This is a genomic window from Pandoraea sp. XY-2 (assembly GCF_004193915.1).
Taxonomy (GTDB): Bacteria; Pseudomonadota; Gammaproteobacteria; order Burkholderiales; family Burkholderiaceae; genus Pandoraea; species Pandoraea cepalis.
This window is the reverse complement of sequence record NZ_CP030849.1, coordinates 4323761-4344083: the sequence shown is the minus strand read 5'-3', so window position 1 is coordinate 4344083 and position 20323 is coordinate 4323761. Positions and strand designations below refer to the sequence as shown.

Sequence of the window (20323 nt, the reverse complement as noted above, 5' to 3'; positions counted from 1 at the left end):
TCAGCCACGCATCAGCGCTTCGATCTCGTCGGCATCCACGGGCACGTCGCGGGTGAGCAGCGTGCAGCCGTCGGCGGTCACGACCGCATCGTCCTCGATGCGAATGCCGATGTTCCAGTAACGCTCGTCGATGTCCGGCGCGGGGCGCACGTAGATGCCCGGCTCGATGGTCGTCACCATGTTCGCGGCCAGTGTGCGCCACGGACGTTCGCCGTTCGGACCGTCTTCGCGGTACTCGCCGCAATCGTGGACATCCATGCCGATCCAGTGCCCCGTGCGGTGCATGTAGAAGCGGCTGAACGACTTGTTGGCGATCACGTCGTCGAGGCCGCCCACCGCATCGCGCTTGAGCAGGCCCGTGTCGAGCATGCCCTGGGCAAGCACGCGCACGGCGGCGTCGTGGGGGGCGTCGAAGCGCGCGCCTGCGCGCGTGACGTCGATGGCGGCCTGTTGCGAGGCGAGCACGATGTCGTACAGCTCGCGCTGCGCCGCGGTGAACTTGCCGTTGACCGGGAACGTGCGGGTGATATCCGACGCGTAGCCATCGAGTTCGCAAGCGGCATCGATCAGGCACAGATCGCCGTCACGCAGCTTGGCGTCGCCTGCGCGATAGTGCAGCACCGTGGCATTGGCGCCGGTGGCGACAATCGAACCGTAAGCGGGGAACTGCGAGCCGTTGCGGCGGAATTCGTACAGCAACTCGGCTTCGAGATGATATTCACGCAGCCCTGGGCGCGACGCTTTCATCGCGCGCACATGGGCTTCTGCCGAAATCTTGCCTGCGCGGGCCATGATGTCGATTTCAACCGGGTCCTTGATCAGACGCATCTCGTCGAGGATCGCGCGGATATCGCGTGCGACGGACGGTGCCGACACGCCCGTGCGTCCTTGCGCCCGCACGGCGCTCAGCCAGTGACGGACCTGACGATCCTGCTGCGCCGAAGCGCCGAGCGCATAGAACAGCGCCGGCGCGTCGGCCAGCAGTTGCGGCACGCGCGTATCGATCTCGTCGATGGGGTAGGCGGCGTCGAAGCCGAAGGTCTCGCGCGCGGCTTCCGGGCCGTAACGATAGCCGTCCCAGATCTCGCGTTCTTCGTTCTTCGCGCGGCAGAACAGGATGGAATGACCCGTGCGGCTGTCGAGCACCACGACCGCATCGGGCTCCGTGAAGCCTGACAGGTAATAGAAATAACTGTCGTGACGATAAGGGTAGTCGCTGTCGCGGTTGCGCGGCACTTCCGGCGCCGTCGGCAGGATGGCGACACCGCCACCGGCCTTGCGCATCTGTTCGATGACGCGCTCGCGGCGGGCGCGGTACGGAGAATCAGTCATCGCGGGCTCCATTTCGGTGGGTTCGGTCGATTGAATACGTTGTCAGGCGATTCTACTGCCGGGTGGGCGGTTGTGCCGGGCCTGCACGTCGGCATTCAAGGCAGCGAGTTGTGCCGGGGTGCCAACGTTTTCCCACAGGCCATCGAAACGTTCGCCGCTGACGCGCCCGGCGGCGATCGAGCGCTGGTACAGCGGCGTGAGCGCCATGCGCGTGCCCGAGGCGATGTCGGCAAAGAGTCGGAGGTCGTACAGCGCGATGCTGCCGAACGTCAGCGCCTGGGCCGTTGGCGGGGCGGCCTCGGGGAGATGCAGTTGGCCACCCGGATCGAGGGCGAAGTCACCTTTCGGATGAAACGGTGGGTTCGGCACCATCACCAGGTGCATGCCGGGCGCAGGCTGCGCGGCCATGCGTGCCGCATGAGGGCGCAACGCCGCGTAGTCGAACGAGGTGAAAATATCACCGGCGATCGCCAGGAACACATCGCCGGCGCCTTCGAGCAACGGGCGTGCGCAGGCGATTCCGCCGGCGGTTTCCAGGGCTTCGCGCTCGGCCGAGTAGGCAAGCCGAACGCCAAATGCGCTGCCGTCGCCGAGCGCAGCTTCGATCTGCGCGCCCAGCCACGCGTGATTGATGACGATGTCGGTGAACCCCGCGCGCGCCAGCGCTTCGATCTGCCAGACGATGATCGGCTTGCCGCCGACACCGAGCAGCGGCTTCGGTGTGGCGTCGGTGAGCGGGCGCATGCGCTCGCCGCGCCCGGCCGCGAAGATCATCGCCTTCATTGCGGACATGCGGTGCGCCTCAGAACGTGTAACCGACATCCGTGCCCTGGCCGGTCAGTGCATCGAGCAACTGGGCGAGCGGGCGGAGCGGCGCGTAGCGGTCGGCGACCTTGCGCGCGTAGCCGAGGAAGCGCGGCGTGTCGGCCAGATAGCGCGGCTTGCCGTCACGATAGTTGATGCGCGCGAAAATACCGAGCACCTTCAGATGACGCTGCAGCCCCATCCATTCCGCCTGACGGTAAAACTCGCCGAAGTCGGCGTCGACCGGCAGGCCGGCCTTGCGGGCGCGTTCCCAGTAATACGCCAGCCAGTCGAGCTGACGCTCCTCGTCCCAACTGAGGAAGGCGTCGCGCATCAGCGAGATCACGTCGTACGTGAGCGGTCCGTAGACGGCGTCCTGGAAGTCGAGAATGCCGGGGCCCGTGGTGCCCGGCAGGCCCGGCATCAGATTGCGCGGCATGTAATCGCGGTGCACGAACACCTTGGGCTGCGCGAGCGCATTGTCGATGAGCAACTGATTGACGCGGTCGAGCGTCGCCCGTTGGTCCGCGCTCAGCGTCACCTTCAGGTGCTTGCCAACGTACCAGTCCGGGAACAGATCGAGCTCGCGTTGGAGCAGCGCCGTGTCGTAGGCGGGCAGCACGTCCGGGCGGGACTGCCTCTGCCAGACGATCAGCGCATCGAGCGCGGCGCGCATGAGCGGGCGGGCATTGTCCTCGGTGATGACGTCGAGATACGTCTCGCACCCGAGGTCCGTGAGCAGCAGGAAACCCTGCGCGAGATCTTCGGCGAGCACCTTCGGCGCCTGCAGGCCCGCGTCGGCGAGCAATTGGGCGACGTGCACGAACGGACGGCAATCCTCCTGCGGCGGCGGCGCATCCATCACGATCAGGCTCGGATGCGCAGGATCGTGGCTGCCGATACGGAAGTAGCGCCGGAAACTGGCGTCCGCGGAGGCCGGCGCCCACTGCGCCATATCCAGCGCGAATGGTTCGGCGATGCTGGCGAGCCAGTGGCCGAGGGCTTGCAGGCGAGAATCGGTGGCGTTGGAGAGCGCGTGGGAAGCGTCGGAAACACTCGCGGAGGCGGCGGGATGTGCGGTCATGATGGGGGTCGTAAACGTCTTGCCATATAATACCCGATCATGTTTTCCAGACGCCCTGTTTCTCGACCTCGATCGACCGTCCCGAATGTCCCGGCAACGCCGTGCAGACAGGCGGGATTGGCTGCCTGCAAGCGGCGCCTCGATTGTCACGCTGTTTGCGTACATGCCGGATAAACAAGTCCATACGAATGAAGTTTCTTCGCTGCGGCGCCTGATGCGCGCGCGCCGAAAGCCGCTGGCCCTCCTGCTCTCCCTGCCGGGGGTGTGGTGTTCGCTCGCCGGTGCGCAGGAAGCCCCCCCTCCCGATATTGCCAAGAGCGATGGGTTGGTATTGCGCACGGTGCCGGCGCTCGTCGACAACCCGTTGGGTGCCGGAGACGACGTGCCGATGTATGTGCGCGGCATGCACCTCACTGGCCGGACCAACGTGGATGCGACCGTCGATGGGGACGCCGAGGCGCGCAAGTACCGTTCGTTCGTGAAGGGCGATCGCCTCACGTACGATCAGGACTCTGACGAGGTCGTGGCGCGTGGCAATGCGCGCCTGTCGCAAGGGGGCAATCTGTTCCTCGGCCCCGAGGCGCATATGTACACCGGTGCGGGCGACGGCTATATGCTGACGCCGACCTACAAGCTCGTGACGGGCGGGGGCGGAAAATCGGAGCGCGCGGACGTCGAGGCGAGCAACGTGGTGACCTTGCAGCGCGGCACGTATTCCGCCTGCGCGTGCACGGACGACGGCAAGACGCCGGCCTGGTACATCAAGGCGTCCGAGTTCGAGTTCGATCAGGAGCAGCAGGAAGGCACGGCGTACAACGGCATCCTGTTTTTCCAGGGCGTGCCGATTCTCGCCAGCCCGTATCTGTCGTTCCCGACGTCGAACGAGCGTCGCTCGGGCTTCCTGGCGCCGACTTTCACTCAGTCGACCCGCACCGGTTTCGAGCTGGCGACGCCGTATTACTTCAATATCGCGCCGAACCGTGACCTGACGCTCACCCCCCGCTTCATGACCAAGCGCGGTGTGATGCTCAACGGCGATTTCCGCTACCTCGAGCCGACGTACGCAGGGTTGTTCCATTTCGAATACCTGCCGAAGGACCGAATTACGGGGGACGCCCGCTACACGTTCACATGGCAGCATAGCCAGGCGCTCGGCTACGGCGTGAATGGCTACGTTAATTTCACGAAGGTCTCGGACGACACCTATCCGGACGATTTTGGTGCGGGCACCAACTTCCAGACCGGTGTGCAGCGCGTCTACAATCGCGAAGCCGGTTTGACGTGGGGGTACGGCAATTGGTCGTTCCTCGCCCGAGTGCTGAAGTATCAGACGCTCGCGCCGTCTGCGCCGCAGTACGAATCGGTGCCGGAACTGTCGGCGACCTACAGCAGGTTGGACTTCCACGGCTTCGATTTCACGATGCCGATCCGGTACAACCGGTTCCAGATTGCGTCGTCGACGGGGCAGCCGAATGGCGAGCGCATTTACGCGCAGCCTACGTTGAGCTACCCGATCCTGACGCCCGGCTACTTTATCGTGCCGAAGGTCATCTTCAACGCGGCCGCGTACAACATCGATTATCCAAACGGCTCGACAATGCAGTCGTCGATCACGCGCACGGTGCCGACGCTCAGTCTCGATACCGGACTGACGTTTGAGCGCCCGCTGAACCTGTTCGGCTCGGCGATGCGGCAGACGCTGGAACCGCGCCTGTTCTATGTCTACACGCCGTATCGAAATCAGAGTTCCATTCCGATATTCGACAGTGCGGTTTCCGACTTCAACCTGGCGGAAATCTTCAGCGAGAACTCGTTCATCGGCGTCGACCGGATTCAGGATGCCAATCGCGTGACGGCGGCACTGACCTCGCGCCTGATCGATGCGGAGTCGGGGGTGGAGCGAGGCCGTGTCTGGTACGCGCAGCGCTACAACTTCACGCGCTCGCTCGTGACGATGCCGGGCGGCACGCCGGAAGACGCCGGCATATCCGATTTTCTGGTCGGTGGTTCGGCATTGCTTTACCGAAACATCACGTTCAGCACCGCCGTGCAATACAGCCCGAGCACGTCGCAGTTCAACCGCTCGGATGTCGGCGTGACATGGCGCCCGGGGAGCGACGGGTGTTCAACGTGTATTACCGCTACCTCCGAAACCCTGTGCCGGTCGTGGGACAGACGGCATTGACCGTCACGCCGATCAATCAGGTCGAACTTTCCGGTCAGTGGCCGATCACACCGCGGTTGGGCGTTGTGGGGCGCCTGAACTACAGCATTACCGACAAGACCTTCATCGATGCCCTGGCGGGTTTCGAGTATGATGCCGACTGCTGGGCCTTCCGGGTGGGGCTCCAGCGCTATGCGACCAATGCCACCACGACAACTTCGCGTATCTTCGCGCAGTTGGAGCTAAAAGGCTTGACGAAGTCCGGCAACAGCGCCACAGAAGCCTTCAAGGTCGGGGTGCCGGGTTATCAGGCGCCGCCGACGAACCAGATTCCTTCTCGATTCAGCAACTATGAATGACATGTTTGTGAAGCGTGCCTCGCTGCTGGCGAGCCTGTGTCTCGCCGCCGGGGTGGCGGTGGCCCAGCCGGCGCCGGTGGGTAGCCGTGTCGCGGGAACGCCTGCATCGTCCGTGCGCGCGGTCGATTCCATCGTGGCCGTGGTCAACGACAGCGTGATCACCCGGAAGGAACTCGACGCGCGTATCGAGGAGGCCAAGCACCAGCTCGTGCTCGCCAAGCGCCCGATTCCGGACGCCGATCTGCTGCAGCGCCAGGTGCTCGAGCAATTGATCGTCACGCAAGTGCAGCTTCAACGCGCGAAGGAAGACGGCATCGTCGTGAAGGACGCCGACGTCGAGCAGGCCCTGCAACGCATCGCCGCCGACAACCATCTGAGCATCGATCAGTACAAGGCGAGACTGTCGCAGGCCGGTGTGCCGTGGGATGCCTTCCGCAAGGAAGTGCGCGAACAGATCGTGATGGCACGCCTGCGCGATCGCGAAGTCGACAGCCAGGTGCAGGTCAGCGATTCGGAAGTCAACACCTTCCTCGCCGCACAGCGCGGCGCCACGGCTACGCCGTCCGAGACCGAGTACCGTCTGAGCGAAATCCTCGTGAAGCTGCCCGAGGGCGCTTCGCCCGACCAGGTCAGCGCGGCGCAGAAGAAGGCGGACGAAGCGCTGGACAAGGCGAAAGCCGGCGGAGATTTCGCCGCGCTTGCCAAGCAGTATTCAGACGCCTCCGATGCCGCCAGCGGTGGCGACATGGGCTTTCGCATTCCCGAACGCATTCCCGATCTGTACCTGAGCCAGATTCAGAAGCTGCAGCCAGGGACGGTGGTTCCGCAGGTGCTTCGCAGCAACAACGGTTTCCACGTCATCAAGTTGGTCGAGACCCGCAAGCAGGGCGGTGAGCAGGGCATGACCGTGCCGCAGATCCACGCGCGTCACATCCTGATCCGGGTGGGCGATGGTGTGTCGGAAGCGCAGGCGCGTCAAAAGCTGCTCGATATCAAGGCCAAGATCGAAGCGGGCAAGGGCGATTTCGCCGACTTCGCGCGGCAGTTCTCGGCGGACGGTTCGGCATCGCAGGGCGGTGATCTCGGCTGGATCTCGCCGGGCGAGACCGTACCGGCGTTCGAGCGTGCCATGTCCGAACTCAAGGACGGCCAGATCAGCGACCCGGTGCGCTCGGAGTATGGCTATCACCTGATTCAAGTGCTGGGTCATCGCGAGACGCAGGTCTCGGGCGATCAGGAGCGCAATGTCGCCATGCAGGAACTGCGTGGCCGCAAGGCCGAGCAGCAGTACCGCGACTGGTTGCAGCAACTGCGCGACAGTGCTTACGTCGACTATCGTCTCAATAACGCGCAACAGTAAGCGGCGTGTGAGACATTTCAGTCCCCCTCTCCTTTCTCTCTCGTCCCAGGCATGACTTCCGACCGGTCCTTCGTCCTCGCCATCACCACGGGTGAACCGGCGGGCGTCGGGCCGGAGCTGACGGTGCAGGCACTTGTGAAGTGCCTGTCGCCCACGGAAGGTGCCACCGAGATCAGCGTCAACGCCCCCTTCTCCGTTGCCAGTTCGCCGTGCTCGGCGATGCGTCGCTGCTCGCGGCACGCGCGCAGGCGGTGGGGCTTGGCGACGCATGGCAGGCATTGCTGGCCAGTGCTCGCGTGCGCGTCGTGCATCATCCACTTGCCGTCACGGCACAGCCAGGTAAGCTAGACGCCGCCAATGGCCGTTACGTGCTGGCCCTGCTCGACGATGCCATCGATGGTGCGCTGGCCGGCGCCTATGACGCCATTGTCACGGCACCGCTACAGAAGAGCACGATCAACGACTGTGGCGTGGCCTTCACCGGCCACACCGAGTACCTTGCCGAGCGCACCGGCACGCCACGTGTCGTGATGATGCTGGCCGGCGGTGGACTGCGCGTGGCGCTGGCGACGACGCATCTGCCGCTCGCGCAAGTGCCGGGTGCGATTCGTCGCGACGATCTGCTGCAAACGCTCGTCATCCTCAATCAGGATCTGATGCGTCATTTCGGCGTGACGCGTCCGCGCATTCTCGTCACGGGTCTCAACCCGCATGCGGGTGAGTCAGGCTACCTCGGCCGAGAGGAAATCGACGTCATTACACCGGCCCTCGACGACGCGCGTGCTGCCGGCATCGACGCCCGCGGCCCGTATCCCGCCGATACACTCTTCCAGCCACGCCACCTCGAAGGGGCCGATGCGGTTCTCGCCATGTACCACGACCAGGGACTGCCGGTGCTCAAGTACGCGAGCTTTGGCGCAGGCGTGAACATCACGCTAGGCCTGCCGATCATCCGCACGTCGGTCGATCACGGCACGGCCCTCGATCTCGCCGGCACCGGGCAAGCCGAGAGCGGCAGCCTGCTTGAAGCCTTGCGTACGGCCGCCACCATGGCAGCCAATGCCGCGACACACGCATCATTGACCGCAGGCGCGAGCGGCGATCCGCACGCCGCAAAACCGCGTTCATAAGGAATTTCACATGAGTAGCGCATCGAAGCGCACGGGCGTCCAACAGGGCCACGTGGCGCGCAAACGTTTTGGTCAGAATTTTCTCGTCGACATGGGCGTGATCGACGCGATCGTGGGCGCGATCTCGCCGCGCACCGACGACCTGATGGTCGAGATCGGGCCGGGGCTGGGCGCGCTGACGACGCCGCTCACGGAGTGGCTCGCGCATTTGCATGTGGTCGAACTCGACCGCGACCTGGTTGCGCGCCTGACGCGCAAGTTCGGTGAGCGCGTGAGCGTGCATGCGGGCGACGCGCTCGACTTCGACTTTGGATCGCTTGTTCCGGCGGATCGACGCGACGAAGCCCCGCTGCGCATCGTCGGCAACTTGCCGTACAACATCTCCAGTCCGCTGCTTTTCCATCTGATGCGCTACGCTGCGCTCGTGCGCGATCAGCACTTCATGCTGCAGGACGAGGTTGTCGAGCGCATGGTCGCACCCGCGGGGTCGAGCAACTATAGCCGGCTCTCGGTCATGCTTCAGTATCGCTACTGGATGGACAAGGTGCTCGACGTACCACCGCAGGCGTTCAATCCGCCGCCGAAGGTCGACTCGGCCGTGGTGCGGATGATTCCGCGTGCCGTGGCCGATCTGCCGCAGGTCGATCTGGACGTGTTCGGCGCGGTGGTGGCGCAGGCGTTCTCGCAGCGCCGCAAGATGCTGCGCAACACGCTGCACAGTTACCGCGATCGTGTCGATTTCGACGCGCTGGGATTCGATCTCACGCGCCGCGCCGAGGACGTTCCGGTCGGCGAATACGTGAACCTCTCACGTGCCATCAGTGGCGCCGGTTCACCAGGCTGATCCCGGCGAACACGAGCACGACGGCGCCCGCGAAGCGCCAGCCGACCGATTCGCCCAGCACCAGCACGCCGAACGTTACGCCGAAGAGCGGGCTCAGGAACGAGAACGACGCGAGGCGGGCGGCGCTGTAGCGCGTCAGCATCCCGAACCAGATCAGGTAACTGGCAAACGCCACGCCAATGGACTGATAGGCGAGACTGACCCATGTCGTGGCCGTCATCGGACCGACGTGCACGCTGCCTGTCCCCAGTGCCAGTGCGCACAGCAACACGGCCGAGACGGCGAGCTGGTAAAGCAGCGTCTTCGACGGCGCGGCGCTCGCCAGGCGTGATGCCCGGACGATCACCGTCGTCATTCCCCAGAACACGCCGGCGAGGAGGCCGAGCAGGTCGCCGGGCCACGTTTTCGCGAGGTCTGAGCCGCTGCCGTCGGAGAACGCCACCACGATGCCGCAGAAGGCGACGGCCATGCCGAGCCATTGCATCGGTCGCAGCCGTTCGCTCGGCACCGTCCAGTGAAGGCCCATGGCGGTAAAGCAGGGGGCCGAGTACAGGAAGACGGCCATGCGCGAGGCCGTCGTGTGCGTCAGGCCGACGAAGATGCAGAGGAATTCCAGCGAGAAGAGCAAGCCCGCAAGGAGGCCCGCCGGCAAGGTGCCGTCGCCGGTGAAGAGCTTCTGACGGCGCCACAGCATCCAGCCGCCGACAAGCACGGTCGCGATCAGCGAGCGCAGGCCGGCTTGCAGCACGGGAGGCACGACAGGCACGGCCAGTTTGACGGCGACCTGCTGGCCGCCCCAAACCGCACATAGGCCAAACATGATGGCGAGCGCGGCGGCATCGATCGGACGCGGAGTGGTTTTCATGAAATTGGTTCGGATGGCGACGTATCGTGAGCCCGATACGCTGTGTGGCTCATTGTCTCCGATCCCGGTCGCCCGGGCATCATTCTGGTGCAGGCAACAGGGGTAATCCGGGACGCATTGTTTCGTCTCGCGACATTATGTTTCCCTATTCCACGGGTTTATTGCACATAGCCGTGGCGATACAATGCTCCGCGCGGGCCGTGGTGCCTGCCTCCGCCGTCATTTTTCGCACTATTGCGCATGTACAAGAAAGGCTCCGCCGTCGAACTTCAGTTCTCCCCGTCACGACTCAACGACGGGGCGGGCGATCCGTACTGGATCGATCTCACTCGCGATGAGGCGCAAGCACTGCTCGCCGCGCTCCAATCGCATTTGAGCCGGCGAGAACCCGTTGCCTCGGGCACCGAATCGCCGCTCGTGTTCCCTCTGTTGGATCCGGCGGCACCGCAGAAGACCGAAACGACACAGCACGACGGTGCTACGCCCGTCGTGTCCGGCGACACGGCGCCGGCCTACCGCCAATGGGTCTGTGTGATCTGTGGCTGGATTTACGACGAAGCGCTCGGCTGTCCGGACGACGGCATTGCCCTCGGAACCCGCTGGGAAGATGTGCCGGAGGACTGGCGTTGCCCGTTGTGCGACGTGGGCAAGGAGGACTTTGCGATGGTGGAGTTCTGACGCGTCGGGCCGGTCTGCACGGAGGTGGCCGGCACGCTGTTGTGTCATCCGGGTAACGGCCACCGCAAATGGGCGGCCGTTACCGCGTGGCGCGCGGATTGGCGGGCTTTACAAGCCGCCCTTGGCCGAATGCTTCTGGATCAATTCGATCTTGTAGCCATCCGGATCTTCGACGAAGGCGATGACCGTGGTGCCGCCCTTGACGGGTCCGGCTTCGCGGCTGACCTTGCCACCGGCCGCACGGATCGTGTCGCAGGCGACGTAGGCGTCGTCGACTTCGATCGCCAGATGGCCGAACGCGGTGCCGATTTCGTACTTCTCCACGCCCCAGTTGTAGGTCAGTTCAAGCACCGTGTGTTCCGACTCGGCGCCATAGCCGACAAAAGCCAACGTGTACTTGTACTCGGGATTCTCGCTCTGACGCAGCAGTTGCATGCCAAGCACACGCGTGTAGAAATCGATCGAGCGCTGCAGGTCGCCGACGCGCAGCATGGTATGGAGCATTCGCATGGTGTTTTTAACCGATGGGGACAACGAGAACTCAATTGTACCCGCGCGCATGAAAATGAGCTGCATTCACGCAGCGTTGAGCCATGCTAACGATCAGACGCGACCGTGCGGTCAGAATTCCGGTAGCCACTCGGGCGCATGCGACTTGAGCGTATCGCGCGCCGACTCGAACTCCGGGAAGATCGACGCCACGGCTTGCCAGAAACGAGGCCCGTGGTTCATCTCCTTCAGATGTGCCAGTTCGTGCGCGACCACGTAATCGATCACGCCCAGCGGGAAGTGAATCAGCCGCCAGTTCAAGCGGATACGCCCGTCAGCGCTGCAACTGCCCCATCGCGTGGTGGCCGATGACAGCCCCAGCGCCGAATGACGCACGCCGAGGCGCTCGCCATAGACTTCCAACCGCGTTGTAAAAAGTTTGCGGGCCTCCTGCTGCAGCCAGCCCTGCACGCGGTCGCGCATCTGCTCCGGCGCGGCTTGCGGCGGCAAATCGAGCCACAACGTATGCGTATGGATGTCGTACTGTGCAGCGCGAGCGCTCGCGCCGAGCCGAATCGTCAGCGTGTGGCCGAGGAACGGCAGCGTGGTGGCGTCGGCCCAGATCACACGCGGAATCACTCGACGCGCGGCGCGATCGCGAAATTCGGCGATCTTGTTGAAGATCCAGCGCTTTTTCTCGACCACGGCGGCTTCGACGTCCGCGAGCGTGACCCAGCGCGGGGCCGTGACGGCCAGTCCCGATTCGTCGATCATGAACCCGATGGTGCGTCGTGACGAGCGCTTGAACCGGTAGTAGATGGCATGGCCGTCGAGCACGATCACCCGCTCGCCGGCGGCGGGCAGGCGACGCGGACCCGGGGCCGCCGCCGTGGGCTCGTGGCGTGTGCTCGTGTCGCTTGCCGAGGGACTCTGTGTTACGGAAGGGCCTGGCACGTCCGTGGCCACCCCATTCGCTTCGGCCGCCGGGTTGCCGAACAGATCGAGTTCCATCTGGGGAACAGGTGTCTCATGCCGGGAGCGAGTGTCGCGCATAGCGGATTGGACTTTCGACATGAGACGGTTCCGGGAGATAGCGTCAGGTCCGTGGCGTGGTGTCGGGCTTGTCCGACGAAGCGGGTGAATCCGGCGATTGGGACGCGGTCTTCGCCGGCGTTGCCGTATAGGCACTCGGGTCGATGCGCACCATTTCGCGCTCGATCCATTCGGTCACGTCGGCGTTGACGGCCTCGGCCGTGCGGCCGCCGTCTCGATGACCGGCCCGATCGACACGATCACTTCCCCGGGCTTTTTCATGAACGTGTTGCGCGGCCAGACGCGCCCGGCATTGTGCGCGATGGGCACGACAGGGGCGCCGGTCGCCGTTGCGAGGCGCGCGCCGCCCGACTTGTACTTGTTGCGCGAGCCAGTCTTCGTACGTGTGCCTTCCGGGAACATGATGATCCACGATCCTTGGGCCAGGCGCTCGCGACCCTGCGCAACGACCGACTGAAACGCATCGGTGCCTTTGCTGCGATTGATGTGAATCATGCTGAGCAGGCCCAGCGTCCAGCCGAAGAATGGCACGTAAAGCAGCTCGCGCTTGAACACGAAACACAGCGGGCGCGGCATGAGCGCCGGCAGCGCAATCGTCTCCCAGGCCGACTGATGCTTCGACAGCAGGACCGCGGGGGTATCGGGCAGATTCTCCCAGCCGATGACCCGGTAGCGCATGCCACACAGCTTGTCGCCCACCCAGATGACCACCTTGCACCAGCCCGCCGCGACCCAGTAGCGTTGCACGCGCGAGAGGAACGGGAAGGAGACGATGCACGCGATGGCGTACGGAATCGTCCAGACGATCTGGAAGATGAAGAAGAGAATCGAACGAAGTTGCAACATCGGATCTTGGCCTGAAATAGGGTGCCGGAGCGATTGTCCTACGCGCGCCGATGCGCGTCCTGAGTAATGTGGCGGGCAAGCGCCGCGCCGCTCACGCGCTCTTGGCGTCCTCTTCGGCGAGCAGGTCGTTCACAAACGCCTGCAGGCTGTCATGCACACGCGTGCCTTCGGGCAGATTACCTGCGGCGAGCGTCTTTTTGCCCTTGCCGGTCAGCACCAGATGCGGGCGTGCGCCGACCGCCGCCGCCGCCTGCAAATCGCGCAGCGAATCGCCCACGGCCGGCACGCCGGTCAGGTCGACCTCGTAGCGGCGCGCGATTTCCTGAAACAGACCGGGCCGCGGCTTGCGGCAGTCGCAGGCGTCGGCGGCGGTGTGCGGGCAGAAGAACACGGCGTCGATGCGGCCGCCGGCGGCGACGGCCAGCTTCGACATCTTCGTGTGCATGGCACCGAGCGTCGCCATGTCGAACAGCCCGCGCCCCACGCCTGACTGGTTCGTCGCCACGACGACCCGGTAGCTGGCCTGATTCAGGCGGCCGATGGCCTCCAGACTGCCGGGCAACGGTACCCACTCATCCGTCGACTTGATGAACTGGTCCGAGTCGGCGTTGATGACGCCGTCACGGTCCAGAATCACGAGCTTGCGGGCGGCGGGGCCGGGGGTGCGGTCTTTACGCGAATCCATGACGAACGGGCTTCCGGGACATTAGGCCGCGATCAAGCGGCGAGCTTCGAGAGATCGGCCACGAGGTTCATCTTCAGATGCAGATGGCTGAGCAGGGCGAGGCGATTGTTGCGCAGTGCCTCGTCGTCGGCCATCACCATCACGTCGTTGAAGAACGCGTCGACCGCATCGCGCAGGTCGGCCAACGCCGACAGCGCTTGTGCGTACTCGTGCGCCCTGAACTTTTCATCCACCACCGGGGTGACCTTGTCCAGTGCGGCGGCGAGCGCCTTCTCGGCCGGCTCGATCAGCAGCGACGCCTTGATGACGCCCTCGGGCGGCGGCGCCGTCTTCTTAAGGATGTTGCCGATGCGTTTGTTTGCCGCGGCAAGCGCGTCGGCTTGCGGCAGCGCCGAGAACGTACGCACGGCCTCCAGGCGCTCGATTACATCGCTCAGGTCCAGGTAGATCGACGGGGATACCAGAACCGCCTCGATCTCGTTGGCGGCGTAGCCACGCTCGCGCAAATAGCCACGCAGGCGATCGAGCACGAACTGGTAGACGTCGTTCAGGTACGCGTCGCTGGCGACACCCGACGTAAATTGCCGGTACGTCACGTTCAGCAAGTCCGACAGCATGACCGGCAGGCGCCGCTCGACGAGCATACGCGCGATCCCCAGCGCATGGCGGCGCAGCGCGAACGGGTCTTTCTCTCCGGTCGGTTGCAGGCCGATGCCCCAGATGCCGACGAGCGTCTCGAGCTTGTCGGCCAGCGCCACGAAGAGACCCGTGTCGCTCGCGGGCAGGGCGTCGCCCGCGAAGCGCGGCTGATAATGTTCCGAGCAGGCGCGCGCGACGTCTTCGGCTTCGCCGTCGTGACGCGCGTAATACGTGCCCATCGTGCCTTGCAGTTCCGGAAACTCACCGACCATGTCGGTCAGCAGGTCAGCCTTGGCCAGCAGGGCGCCGCGCTCGGCCATCGCCACGGCGTTCTGGTCCGCGCCACGGATCATCTGCGCAATGGCACCGGCCAGTCGCACCAGACGTTGCGTACGCTCGAACTGCGAGCCCAGCTTGTTGTGATAAACGACGTTCGCGAGCTGGGGCACACGGTCCGCGAGCGGCTTCTTCTTGTCCTGCTCGAAGAAGAACTTCGCATCCGCGAGGCGCGGGCGCACCACGCGCTCGTTACCCGTGACGATCTGTTCGGGCGTGTCGGTCGCAATGTTGGAGACGATCAGGAAGCGGTTCGTCAGACGGCCGCCCTCGGCGAGCGGCTTGTCAGTGAGCGCGAAGTACTTCTGGTTCGTCTGCATCGTGAGAATCAGACATTCCTGCGGCACCGCGAGGAATTCCTCTTCGAAGTGGCAGGCGTAGACCGCCGGCCATTCGACGAGAGCGGTCACTTCGTCGAGCAGTGCGTCGGGCATGATCACATGATCGTTGCCCGCCGCGTCAAGCAACTGCGTGCGAATCGCATTGCGGCGATCCGCGAAACCGGCAAGCACCTTGCCTTCGGAGGCGAGGGCCGACGCGTAAGCGTCGGCATGCGCGACGACGACTTCGCCATTCGACAGGAAGCGATGTCCCAGTGTCTTGTTGCCCGAGGCGAGGCCGATGGCCGTGGCGGGCACGACGGTGTCGCCATGCAGCGCGATCAGGCCATGCACCGGGCGCACGAATTGCACCGTCTCGCCGTCCGGACGCTGGTAGCTCATGACCTTCGGGATCGGCAGTTTGCCCAGCGTCTCGTTGAGCGCCCCTTGCAGCGCGTCGCCCAGTTGGGCGCCCGCCGCCGTGTAGGTGTGGAAGAAGGCCTCGGCCTTGCCATCCATCGAGCGCTCCAGGCTGGCGACCGGCAGGTCGGCAAAGCCCATGGCGGCAAGCTTCTTCGCCAGCGGCGGCGTCGGGTTGCCGTCAGCGTCGAGGGCGACGGAGACCGGCAGTACCTTGGCGCGGATGCTCGCGTCCGGGGCGCGTTCGAGCACATTCGAGATCGAGACGGCCAGGCGTCGCGGCGTGGCGTACGGCGTGACGACGCTGACGTCCGTGGTCAGGCCGCGCGCGCGCAGGCCGTGGGCAATGCCGTCGGCGAACGCGTCGCCCAGACGCGCCAGCGCCTTCGGCGGCAATTCTTCGGTCAGCAGTTCGACCAGCAGGGTGCGTTGTGCGGTGCTCATCATGCGGCTTGCGTTTGGGTTGGGGCGGCGGGGGCGTTCAACATCGGGAAGCCGAGCTTCTCGCGCGAAGCGTAGTAGGCCTGTGCGATCAGGCGCGACAACGCCCGGATACGGCCGATATACGCCGCACGTTCCGTCACCGAAATGGCGCCGCGCGCGTCGAGCAGGTTGAACGTGTGGGCAGCCTTCAAAATCATCTCGTAGGCGGGCAATGCGAGTTCGGCTTCGATGAGGCGCTTGGCTTCGCTCTCATAGTTATCGAAGAAGCCGAACAGCATCGGTTGATTCGAATGCTCGAAGTTGTACGTCGATTGTTCGACTTCGTTCTGATGGAACACGTCGCCATAGGTCAGGCGACGCGTGACGGGGCCCTCGGCCGTTTGTTCTTCCCATTCGGTCCACACGAGGTCGTAGACGTTCTCGACCTGTTGCAAATACATGGCCAGACGTTCGATCCCGTAGGTGATTTCGCCGAGCACCGGCTTGCAGTCAAGCCCGCCGACTTGCTGGAAATACGTGAACTGGGTCACTTCCATGCCGTTGAGCCACACCTCCCAGCCCAGGCCCCAGGCGCCGAGCGTGGGGTTTTCCCAGTCGTCTTCCACGAAGCGCACGTCGTTTTCGGTCAGATCGAGGCCGAGCGCGCGCAGCGAACCCAGGTACAGGTCGAGAATGTTTTCCGGTGCCGGCTTGAGCACCACCTGGTATTGGTAGTAGTGCTGCATGCGATTCGGATTCTCACCGTAACGGCCATCCTTGGGACGGCGCGACGGCTGCACATAGGCGGCGCGCCACGGCTCCGGGCCGATCGCGCGCAGGAACGTGGCAGTGTGCGAGGTACCGGCGCCGACCTCCATGTCGTAAGGCTGGAGCAACGCACAGCCTTGCTTGTCCCAGTAATCCTGCAAAGTCAGGATGACTTGTTGAAAGGTAAGCATGATGAATTCGCGCGGACGAACAGAAAAAAATGCGGATTTTGCGCAGTCTTCTGGCCCGGCCGCGAGCGCGGCCAAAAGACTAAAACATTGAATTTTAGCGGGAATTCGACCCGAACGGGGCGTCGATGCCCTTCGGGTAGCCAGACAGGGGGATTTTCACGGCCCCCCGCGTCATTTCGATGTCGCCGTCGCGACGGCGGCTCGGACTCAGCGCACCCTGCGCGACATGGCCAGTCCGAGGCCCAGCGCGATCAGGGCGAGCCCCAGCGCGGGCAGGTTGCCGAAGCGGACGTACGGCGTGAGGCCGCTGTAGGGCTGCACGCTGCCCGTGAGAGCGCCTGTGGCCATCGTCGGCAGACGGCCCTGTACGCGGCCGTGGGCATCGATGATCGCCGTCGTGCCGGTGTTCGTCGCCCGCAGCATCGGACGTCCCGTTTCGAGCGTGCGCATGCGTGCAATTTGCAGATGCTGGTCGAGCGCGATGGTGTCGCCGAACCACGCCAGGTTGGTCGAGTTGGCGAGCACCGTCGCGGGCTCGGGCATGCTGCGCAGTGTCTGGGCGATTTCCTCGCCAAACAAGTCTTCGTAGCAAATGTCGAGCGCCACGCGCTGGTCGCCGACCGCGAAGCCGCTCGGCGTGGCCGTGCCGCGCAGAAAGTCGCCCAGCGGGATGTGCATCATGTCGACGAACCAGCGAAAGCCCCACGGAACGAATTCGCCGAATGGCACGAGATGATGCTTGTCGTAGCGATGCAGCGTCATGTCGCGCGGCGTGACGCCGAACAGGCTGTTGGTCAAGTCCGTCGGGCCGCGATCGGTGAGCGTGGCGCCGACGGCCCGAGCACCACGTGCGAGCCGGTGCGATCGGCGAATTCGCGGATCGGGCCGGCCACATCGGGCGGTATGCCTTGCAGCAACACGGGGAAGGCCGTCTCCGGCGTGATGATGAGGTCCGCCGGTGCGGCCACGATCATGTCGCGATACAGTGCCATCGCGTGATCGATCCCCGCGCGCTCGAACTTCATGTCCTGCGCGATATTGCCTTGCAGCAGCCGAACGGTGAGCGGCTTGCCCGACGGGGTGGTCCAGGCGTGGCGCGCAAGCCCGGCGCCCGCGCCGAGCAGCGCCAGCACGCTGACGACAGCCGCCAGCCGCCGGGCGGGCCCGGCCGGTGGTGTCGTGCCGGCGACGGGAAGCACCGCGCGGGCGAGCCAGGCCGCCGCGAGTGCGGCGAGTCCGCCAATGCCGTAGACCCCGATGAGCGGCGCAAAGCCTGCCAGTGGGCCATCGACATGGGCGTAGCCGGGCGACAGCCACGGGAAGCCCGTGAACACGGTGCCGCGCAGCCATTCCGCGAGCGTCCATGCCCCCGCGAACGCGAGGGTACGCCACAGGCCGCTGGGGGAGACCCCACGCGTGATGAACGTCGCCAGCGCAGGATAGATTGCGAGATAGATCGAGAACAGCAGCACGGCTGCACCGGCCATGATGCCGGGCATGCCGCCGTACGTATGCATGCTGATATAGAGCCACCAGATGCCGGACGCGAACGACGCGACGCCGAAACTGCCGCCTAGCCAGAGGGCGTCGCGGCGCGACGCGCTGCGCTCGACGAGCGCGAACAGCCCGGCCATGGCCAGCAGTTGCAGCCACCAGACGTCGCGCGGCGCGAAGGCGAGGGTCTGGGCGATACCGGCCAGGCCGGCGAGCGCGCGGGCACGCCAGGCGGGCCACGAGCGCCGCTCGGGCGCGTGGAGGGTCATTTCCTGCATGGGTCGATGAAGACGTTGATCGGAGCGTGAGTCAAGACGTCAGGCAGTCGGATCGGCGCCAGCCGTTTCCATGCGCCGCAACAGCAGCACGTGAATCTGACGGCCGTCGGCACGCAGCACTTCGAACACGAGATTGCCTAAACGCATGCGCTCGCCGCGACGTGGCACTCGGCCGAACTGGTGCGTGATCATACCGCCGATCGTGTCGTTCTCGGCGTCGGCGAACTGCGTGCCGAACGCCTCGTTGAACTGCTCGATCTCGGTGAGGGCACGAATGCGATACGTGCCGTCGGGCGCGGCAATGATGTTGTCTTCTTCCTCGTCGAAGTCGTACTCGTCCTCGATATCGCCGACGATCTGTTCGAGCACGTCTTCAATGGTGATGAGGCCGGCCACGCCGCCGTATTCGTCGACGACGATGGCGATGTGATTGCGATTGACGCGGAAATCGTGCAGCAGCACGTTAAGACGCTTCGACTCGGGAATGAACACCGCCGGGCGCAGCATGTCGCGCACGTCGAAGTCGTGATTGGCGTAGTAACGCACCAGATCCTTCGCGAGCAGAATGCCGATGATGTTGTCGCGATTGCCTTCGTACACCGGATAGCGCGAGTGCGCCTGTTCCAGCACGAAGGGGACGAACTCTTCGGGTGTCTGTTCGATGTTGATGGCGTCCATTTGCGCGCGCGGCACCATGATGTCGCGGGCACACAGGTCGGCCACCTGGAATACGCCCTCGATCATCGCCAGCGAATCGGCGTCCATCAGGTTGCGGGCGTGGGCGTCTTGCAGAATTTCTAGCAGCTCCGCACGCGACTCCGGCTCCGGGGAAATCAGATCGGTGAGGCGTTCGAGCAGCGAGCGGGGTTTATCGGTGTTTTTTCGACCGGGTCGACTGGGATATGGGTCGTTCATGACGGCGCGTCCAAGGTGGGCGGACGCCGAGCTGTTACAGGAAGCTAAAGGATACACCAGATGTACGGCAATTCTGCGTCAGTACCGCAGCCTGTCGCCTCGCCGGGTTCGTGTCTGCGCGATGCTACGGATTTCAGGACGGACGGGCCATGTCAGCGCGCACCGCAGCGGTGCAGCACGGCTTCCAGCGCCGGGTCGGGCATGCCGGCTTCGCGCAGCGCCTTGACCGTGCGCGCGACGTAATCGTGCGTTGTGCCGTAGCGTCCCTGCGCCTGATCGAAGACCTTGCGGATGATGTCGTCGGGCAGGCGGCCCGCGTAGCTCTTCACGTCGCGTCGCATGACAAACGCGAGTGCGGGCGCGCTGCGTCCGTCGGCGAGGCAGCAATTGAGCCATGCAGGACGATACGAGCCCATCGCCATCTCGCGATACCAGAGCGTTTCGAGTTCGGCGCGCGCCTTCGCTGCCGAGAGCCGCAGCGCCACACCCGCGCAGGACCCGCCACGGTCGAGGGCCAGCACGAGTCCCGGTTGCTCGGGGTGCCTCGATTGACGCGCGACCACAGATACAGCCCCCGGTGGTAACCGAAGACGCGAGCACGCAGGCTCTCCTCGACGGGCAGGCCCGGATTCCAGATGAGCGAGCCGTACGCGAAGATCCACAGATCCTCGCGACCATCCCAGTGGGCGAGCGCGGTATCCAGCGAGCCCGCGAGTTCTTGCTGGCTCAGATGACGGGCGTCGCCGAGATCCGGCGGGTACTGGTTGCACCCGGGGCCGCTCGACACACTGGCCGGTGGCGTCTCGGGGGCCGTCGGGCGATTGGGGAAGCGGTCCATGCGATATC

At 64.8% G+C, this 20323-nt stretch carries 15 protein-coding genes and 4 pseudogenes; 6 read left to right on the top strand and 13 right to left on the bottom strand.

All coding sequences use genetic code 11. The annotated features are described in order from the left end of the window. The 3 genes from DRB87_RS19575 to DRB87_RS19565 are packed head-to-tail and all read right to left on the bottom strand — an operon-like array spanning window position 1 to window position 3220. Entirely contained in the window at window positions 1–1332 is a 1332-nt protein-coding gene (locus DRB87_RS19575; protein WP_130027084.1) for an aminopeptidase P N-terminal domain-containing protein, read from the bottom strand. Between the two features lie 42 nt (window positions 1333–1374). Further along, complete coding sequence (gene murU / locus DRB87_RS19570) at window positions 1375–2115, bottom strand: N-acetylmuramate alpha-1-phosphate uridylyltransferase MurU (protein ID WP_130027983.1); 741 nt, start codon at window positions 2113–2115, stop codon at window positions 1375–1377. A 19-nt stretch (window positions 2116–2134) separates the two neighbouring features. Beyond that, window positions 2135–3220, bottom strand: a complete 1086-nt coding sequence (locus DRB87_RS19565; protein WP_206100039.1) for an aminoglycoside phosphotransferase family protein — start codon at window positions 3218–3220, stop codon at window positions 2135–2137. Between the two features lie 163 nt (window positions 3221–3383). On the opposite strand from DRB87_RS19565, the gene DRB87_RS19560 reads away from it, so the two are divergent. The 5 genes and pseudogenes from DRB87_RS19560 to rsmA all read left to right on the top strand — a co-directional run bounded on the left by DRB87_RS19560 (window position 3384) and on the right by rsmA (window position 9077). After that, complete coding sequence (locus tag DRB87_RS19560) at window positions 3384–5405, top strand: LPS-assembly protein LptD (RefSeq protein WP_165385374.1); 2022 nt, start codon at window positions 3384–3386, stop codon at window positions 5403–5405. Continuing rightward, window positions 5402–5743 carry an LPS-assembly protein LptD gene (locus DRB87_RS19555; RefSeq protein ID WP_165385373.1) on the top strand — a complete coding sequence of 114 codons (342 nt, stop codon included), beginning with the start codon at window positions 5402–5404 and terminating at the stop codon, window positions 5741–5743. Before DRB87_RS19560 ends, DRB87_RS19555 begins: the two co-directional genes overlap by 4 nt. Then, window positions 5736–7103 carry a peptidylprolyl isomerase gene (locus DRB87_RS19550; protein ID WP_130027078.1) on the top strand — a complete coding sequence of 456 codons (1368 nt, stop codon included), beginning with the start codon at window positions 5736–5738 and terminating at the stop codon, window positions 7101–7103. Before DRB87_RS19555 ends, DRB87_RS19550 begins: the two co-directional genes overlap by 8 nt. Window positions 7104–7154: 51 nt before the next feature. After that, window positions 7155–8233 (top strand): annotated as a pseudogene (pdxA, locus tag DRB87_RS19545) (4-hydroxythreonine-4-phosphate dehydrogenase PdxA). Window positions 8234–8243: 10 nt separating this feature from the next. Next, complete coding sequence (gene rsmA / locus DRB87_RS19540) at window positions 8244–9077, top strand: 16S rRNA (adenine(1518)-N(6)/adenine(1519)-N(6))-dimethyltransferase RsmA (RefSeq protein ID WP_130027074.1); 834 nt, start codon at window positions 8244–8246, stop codon at window positions 9075–9077. Here the strand turns inward: rsmA and DRB87_RS19535 are convergent. After that, a complete protein-coding gene (locus DRB87_RS19535; RefSeq protein WP_130027072.1) occupies window positions 9052–9942 on the bottom strand; it encodes a DMT family transporter in 891 nt (296 codons plus the stop codon). The genes rsmA and DRB87_RS19535 overlap by 26 nt on opposite strands. 240 nt (window positions 9943–10182) lie before the next feature. Between DRB87_RS19535 and DRB87_RS24045 the strand changes: the two genes are divergently transcribed. Continuing rightward, complete coding sequence (locus DRB87_RS24045; RefSeq protein WP_130027070.1) at window positions 10183–10620, top strand: rubredoxin; 438 nt, start codon at window positions 10183–10185, stop codon at window positions 10618–10620. A gap of 108 nt (window positions 10621–10728) precedes the next feature. Here the strand turns inward: DRB87_RS24045 and gloA are convergent, their stop codons facing one another. The 9 genes and pseudogenes from gloA to DRB87_RS19485 all read right to left on the bottom strand — a co-directional run bounded on the left by gloA (window position 10729) and on the right by DRB87_RS19485 (window position 20315). After that, complete coding sequence (gloA, locus tag DRB87_RS19525; protein WP_026132205.1) at window positions 10729–11130, bottom strand: lactoylglutathione lyase; 402 nt, start codon at window positions 11128–11130, stop codon at window positions 10729–10731. Between the two features lie 111 nt (window positions 11131–11241). Further along, a complete protein-coding gene (locus DRB87_RS19520; protein WP_240756068.1) occupies window positions 11242–12120 on the bottom strand; it encodes a M48 family metallopeptidase in 879 nt (292 codons plus the stop codon). Window positions 12121–12205: 85 nt separating this feature from the next. Next, window positions 12206–13008, bottom strand: a pseudogene (locus tag DRB87_RS19515) (lysophospholipid acyltransferase family protein). 91 nt (window positions 13009–13099) lie between these two features. Continuing rightward, on the bottom strand, window positions 13100–13693 hold the full coding sequence (gene gmhB, locus DRB87_RS19510) for a D-glycero-beta-D-manno-heptose 1,7-bisphosphate 7-phosphatase (protein ID WP_017235209.1): 594 nt from the start codon (window positions 13691–13693) through the stop codon (window positions 13100–13102). 32 nt (window positions 13694–13725) lie between these two features. Beyond that, window positions 13726–15855 (bottom strand): glycine--tRNA ligase subunit beta, encoded by a 2130-nt coding sequence (glyS, locus tag DRB87_RS19505; RefSeq protein ID WP_130027068.1) that lies wholly within the window; start codon window positions 15853–15855, stop codon window positions 13726–13728. Beyond that, window positions 15852–16790 carry a glycine--tRNA ligase subunit alpha gene (gene glyQ / locus DRB87_RS19500; RefSeq protein ID WP_017235211.1) on the bottom strand — a complete coding sequence of 313 codons (939 nt, stop codon included), beginning with the start codon at window positions 16788–16790 and terminating at the stop codon, window positions 15852–15854. Before glyQ ends, glyS begins: the two co-directional genes overlap by 4 nt. Window positions 16791–16997: 207 nt before the next feature. After that, a pseudogene (gene lnt / locus DRB87_RS19495) lies at window positions 16998–18553 on the bottom strand (apolipoprotein N-acyltransferase). A 48-nt stretch (window positions 18554–18601) separates the two neighbouring features. Further along, window positions 18602–19477, bottom strand: a complete 876-nt coding sequence (locus DRB87_RS19490) for an HlyC/CorC family transporter (protein ID WP_130027067.1) — start codon at window positions 19475–19477, stop codon at window positions 18602–18604. A 152-nt stretch (window positions 19478–19629) separates the two neighbouring features. Beyond that, window positions 19630–20315: pseudogene (locus DRB87_RS19485) on the bottom strand (gamma-glutamylcyclotransferase). Window positions 20316–20323: the final 8 nt, after the last annotated feature.